At 47.2% G+C, this 3,770-nt stretch carries 7 protein-coding genes; 5 read left to right on the top strand and 2 right to left on the bottom strand.

All coding sequences use genetic code 11. The annotated features are described in order from the left end of the window. Positions 1-186: 186 nt before the first annotated feature. A complete protein-coding gene (locus ACM0OZ_RS48110) occupies positions 187-318 on the bottom strand; it encodes a hypothetical protein (RefSeq protein WP_414590035.1) in 132 nt (43 codons plus the stop codon). Between the two features lie 546 nt (positions 319-864). On the opposite strand from ACM0OZ_RS48110, the gene ACM0OZ_RS48115 reads away from it, so the two are divergent. Continuing rightward, entirely contained in the window at positions 865-1,815 is a 951-nt protein-coding gene (locus ACM0OZ_RS48115) for a tyrosine-type recombinase/integrase (protein ID WP_414590036.1), read from the top strand. A gap of 203 nt (positions 1,816-2,018) precedes the next feature. Next, positions 2,019-2,261 (top strand): hypothetical protein, encoded by a 243-nt coding sequence (locus ACM0OZ_RS48120; RefSeq protein ID WP_414590037.1) that lies wholly within the window; start codon positions 2,019-2,021, stop codon positions 2,259-2,261. Between the two features lie 319 nt (positions 2,262-2,580). Here ACM0OZ_RS48120 and ACM0OZ_RS48125 read toward each other — a convergent pair whose 3' ends face one another. Continuing rightward, on the bottom strand, positions 2,581-2,814 hold the full coding sequence (locus tag ACM0OZ_RS48125; RefSeq protein ID WP_414590038.1) for a hypothetical protein: 234 nt from the start codon (positions 2,812-2,814) through the stop codon (positions 2,581-2,583). A 114-nt stretch (positions 2,815-2,928) separates the two neighbouring features. Here ACM0OZ_RS48125 and ACM0OZ_RS48130 point away from each other — a divergent pair, with 114 nt between their 5' ends. From ACM0OZ_RS48130 to ACM0OZ_RS48140, 3 genes are all read left to right on the top strand, one after another. Next, entirely contained in the window at positions 2,929-3,129 is a 201-nt protein-coding gene (locus ACM0OZ_RS48130; protein WP_414590039.1) for a hypothetical protein, read from the top strand. A gap of 97 nt (positions 3,130-3,226) precedes the next feature. Further along, positions 3,227-3,433, top strand: a complete 207-nt coding sequence (locus tag ACM0OZ_RS48135) for a hypothetical protein (RefSeq protein ID WP_414590040.1) — start codon at positions 3,227-3,229, stop codon at positions 3,431-3,433. Between the two features lie 114 nt (positions 3,434-3,547). Continuing rightward, the gene (locus tag ACM0OZ_RS48140; RefSeq protein WP_414590041.1) at positions 3,548-3,730 is read left to right on the top strand and encodes an antirestriction protein ArdA; all 183 of its coding nucleotides are present in this window, start codon (positions 3,548-3,550) and stop codon (positions 3,728-3,730) included. The last annotated feature ends 40 nt before the right edge of the window (positions 3,731-3,770 follow it).

Genomic DNA, 3,770 nt, shown 5'->3' on the forward strand with positions numbered 1-3,770 from the left:
TCATGTCATTTCTCAATTTTAAACTGTCTGATTATTTCTGTCGCACAGTACTAGTCGCCGTCGCAGCTGTCGATCATCTCTGCAATTGGTTGTTGCGTATGGTTGCAATATTTTTTATTTAAGCGTATACGCGCTATAAACGTCTTGTCTTTCAAGCGTTCGACCAATGCTGTAATCAATTTTTTCTCAGTTCAGTTGCTTTGGGTTTTCCGGTTCCCGCCAGTGTCCGGCGTCTTTTGCCCCTCTGGCAGCTGCTGCCAAATTTGTTTCCGCCGGCGATTGCCTTCTCAGTAGCAAAGACGCGAAGCGCGTTGGCACAAGCCTCCGCAGGACTTACGGCACTGCGCAGAGCGCAATCGCCCGAATGGTAGGGTGTGCGGCAGGTGTTGATGCGTTCTTCCGTTCCGCGTTCCCGACTGCGCAAGTGTTCGAGGTTTCCTCTGGTCAATGGGGTGTTGGTCGTGGGGCGTTCGCTGGTCGTTCGATTGTGTGCGTCTCAGCTGTCGGTTGCGCCCCCGTCCAGCTTTCCTTGTTCTAGTTTTCTCGTCTGGCAGGTACGCTGGTTGCCAATTAAAAGACAAGGTGTAGCGCTAACGCGTCACACCTTGTCTTTTTACTTCCTAGTTTGCTTATTTAAGCGCCTCAAGAATAGCATTTCTGCAAAATTCCCGAAAGCGATCGCAAGAGTTTACACCTTTAGCCACATCAGCTAGTAATTCATCTGCTAGGTCGAGAAGTTTGGCTATTCACAAACGTTGAATGGTGGGGCGACACGTTACGGTTGTAAATGGCTTGTCAAAATATTATTGTCTTGAATAAGTATTTGCAAAACAACTTTTCCTAGAATCCCCCTTTTGATAAGCGATGTCCCAGACTACAGTTTCATCATTGGTTTTGACACTACCCCCGCCACTGACGGAACACCCAGCTTGTGTTTATCTTTCTACACTTGCGCCGGGGTCGGAACCGACGATGAAGCGAAGTCTCAATTTAGTCGCCCAGCTGTTGACCAATGGCGAAGCTGATTATTTAACCCTCAACTGGGCTGCGCTGAGGTACAAACATACCGCCGCTATTCGTGCCGCATTGGTTAAAAATTATGAACCCGCGACGGTTAACAGGGTATTGTGTGCCTTAAGGCGTGTTCTCAAGGAAGCGTTGAGACTCGAATTGATATCACCTGTTGACTATGCCCGTGCAGTTGATATCAGCAGTGTGAAAGGGTCGAAAGAACTGAGGGGACGGGCGCTGAGTCAGAGTGAAATTGACTCGTTGATGCAGGTTTGTTTTGGCGATAAGACTCCTGCGGGTTTTAGGGACGCTGCATTAATCGCTATCCTGCGGGGTGCTGGACTGCGACGGGCGGAAGTGGTAAATCTCGATTTGAAGGATTTTAAATCTGATGATGGGCAAATCAAAGTTCGGCATGGCAAGGGTAGAGTTGACCGGACAGTTTATTTAGCTATGGGAGCGTCCAAAATAGTAGATGATTGGATTGAAATCAGAACTGATACAGCTGGTCCACTGCTATGTCAGGTTAATAAATCTGGTCGTGTGATAAAGCAAAGACTTACGCCCCAGGCGGTGCTGTTCATTTTGCAAAAGCGTTGTAAGGAAGTAGGATTAGAACATTTCTCGCCTCATGATCTGCGGCGTACATTTGTATCCGACTTGCTAGATGCTGGGGTGGATGTTGCTACTGTGCAGAATTTGGCAGGTCACTCTAACCCAGCTATAACCACTCGTTACGACCGTCGGGGAGAGGAGAGAAAACGTCATGCTGTTGCTTCATTACAACTTCCAGAAAGGTTTTAGGCTTGAACTTTCTCAACTTTCCATCCAGCAGAAGCCCCAATTTTTCCAGTTTTCACAAACCTAAAAGCCCCGCGTGTGTAAACTGAGCCGTGGGGCTTAACCTTTATTAACTCTTTTACAATTCTTGTTGCTTGATGTGGCTACTAACATCAAGCAAAAAAACTTTCCATGTTAATAAGTAAAGAAGTCATCTACGGTTACTCATGATGGGGTCATCCACAGTTATTCGTAATGGGGTTAGTCACGTTGACCGAGGAGGAAGAATCCACGTTGAAAACTTATCCACGGTTGCTCGTTCCGCTGACGTTGTGCGCTGGTCGGTTCGGCGCGTGCTGCCTGTCGTGTTAGCTCGCTTCGTTCGGTCGTATCTCTGGGGACGGCGCACACCAGCCTCATTCCGCCCAGCGCCGCGCCCTCGGTTGGGGGAAAATCTTTCAAGTAATTGATTAAAGAGGGTTCGCTTAAAAAAGTTTCCAAAAACTGGAAGAGAAAAAGTTATCAGCGCGTTGGTTGCAGCTCACGTTGATGGTTGCAGTGCTTGCTGAGTTGCATTGATTGCTAATTGTTCGTATACGTGCTATAAAAGGCTTGATTTCAGTTTTCCGACCAATGCTGCAATCAATCTTCTCTCAGTTCTCCTGCTTCGGGTTTTCCGGTTCCCGCCAGTGTCCGGCGTCATTTGCCCCTCTGGCAGCCGCCGTTGGTTGCCAGTAAATGAAAAAGTGCAGCGCTACGCGCTGCACTTTTCTTTTGTCTACTAAATGATTACATGGCTTGTATCGCCTCTAGTATGGCTTTTCTACATAAATCCCGGTAGTCATCGCCTCCTTTTTCCTTAATCTCTGCCAATTCTCTAGCAGAAAATCGGATAGTAAGTGCCTGATCACGCACCTCTTTATTACCAAAATCAAATTTATATTTTGTGCCAAAATCCGGATTTCCGCCCGGTCGCCCACTGCCTTTACCCATATCCACCTTACCCTTTAGCTTCCCCTTCATGATAGCGCGTACACAGGCTAGAGAATTATGAAGCTTCTGTTAACATTGCTTTCTTTTGAGCGTACACGCGCTATAATATAAGAGTAAAGAAAACAAGGGATTCGACCAAAACCCATGCAAGATTCTACTTCTCCAGCTTCAATTTTTATCCCTGCAATCAACGATTTTGTTGAGGTTCGGGGTGCAGTTTGTCAGCAAATCGACGGTAAAGACTACCTAAGGCTGCTGTGTATTACCTCCATAGGGGCTAAATTGCTCGTCAATCCGAGCGATTTAGAGGTTTATTTTAACCGTGGTGGCGGGGTGCCGTTCTAACTAGTCCTTGGCTGGGTGCGAAGCCCGTAGGGCGGGCGGCTACGCCATCGCCATAAATCCGCACACATATTTAAAAACTAGAATACGAGCAACCTGAATGAGCAACATAATTGAGATTCCAGCAGCCCAAATCAAACCTCTTAATTTTTCTTGTGGAGATGTCCTAGACGGGAGCGACGGAAACCAGTACAGAATCATTGACCACATAGAAGGTGATGAAGAAATTATTGTGGTTCTGGAGCGCCTCGACGATGACGAGCGACTAGCAACGCCTAAGTTTTTGGATGGAACTGTCGAGCTTTAATTAACAAAAACCCTCACAAATACTGTGGGGGGTCATTAAACTACCGCTCCCCGACCAAAGTTTGCGGTAGCTTGCCCCACATCAACAGCAATCATTAACGGAGACATAACTATTATGAGCCATGAAGCGCCACAAATTTATATTGCCTGTTTAGCCGCCTACAATGCAGGTAAATTGCACGGCAGTTGGGTCACGGTTGACGGAGACGCGGACGACCTAGAGGGAGAAATCAAAAAAATCATTGCAACTTCTCCAGAACCAGACGCTGAAGAGTGGGCAATCCATGGTGCGACGTGAAAGTCGCATCATCAGAGTGGGTTCCTGAAAAAAACCCCAG

Source organism: Scytonema sp. PCC 10023 (assembly GCF_963920835.1).
Taxonomy (GTDB): domain Bacteria; phylum Cyanobacteriota; class Cyanobacteriia; order Cyanobacteriales; family Nostocaceae; genus Kalymmatonema.

Excerpts from the sequence above, each read along its gene's own strand:
- ACM0OZ_RS48135 (WP_414590040.1), top strand. The coding sequence starts at position 3,227 with ATGAGCAACATAATTGAGATTCCAGCAGCCCAAATCAAACCTCTTAAT.
- ACM0OZ_RS48125 (WP_414590038.1), bottom strand. The coding sequence starts at position 2,814 with ATGAAGGGGAAGCTAAAGGGTAAGGTGGATATGGGTAAAGGCAGTGGG.
- ACM0OZ_RS48115 (WP_414590036.1), top strand. The coding sequence starts at position 865 with ATGTCCCAGACTACAGTTTCATCATTGGTTTTGACACTACCCCCGCCA.
- ACM0OZ_RS48120 (WP_414590037.1), top strand. The coding sequence starts at position 2,019 with ATGATGGGGTCATCCACAGTTATTCGTAATGGGGTTAGTCACGTTGAC.
- ACM0OZ_RS48140 (WP_414590041.1), top strand. The coding sequence starts at position 3,548 with ATGAGCCATGAAGCGCCACAAATTTATATTGCCTGTTTAGCCGCCTAC.
- ACM0OZ_RS48130 (WP_414590039.1), top strand. The coding sequence starts at position 2,929 with ATGCAAGATTCTACTTCTCCAGCTTCAATTTTTATCCCTGCAATCAAC.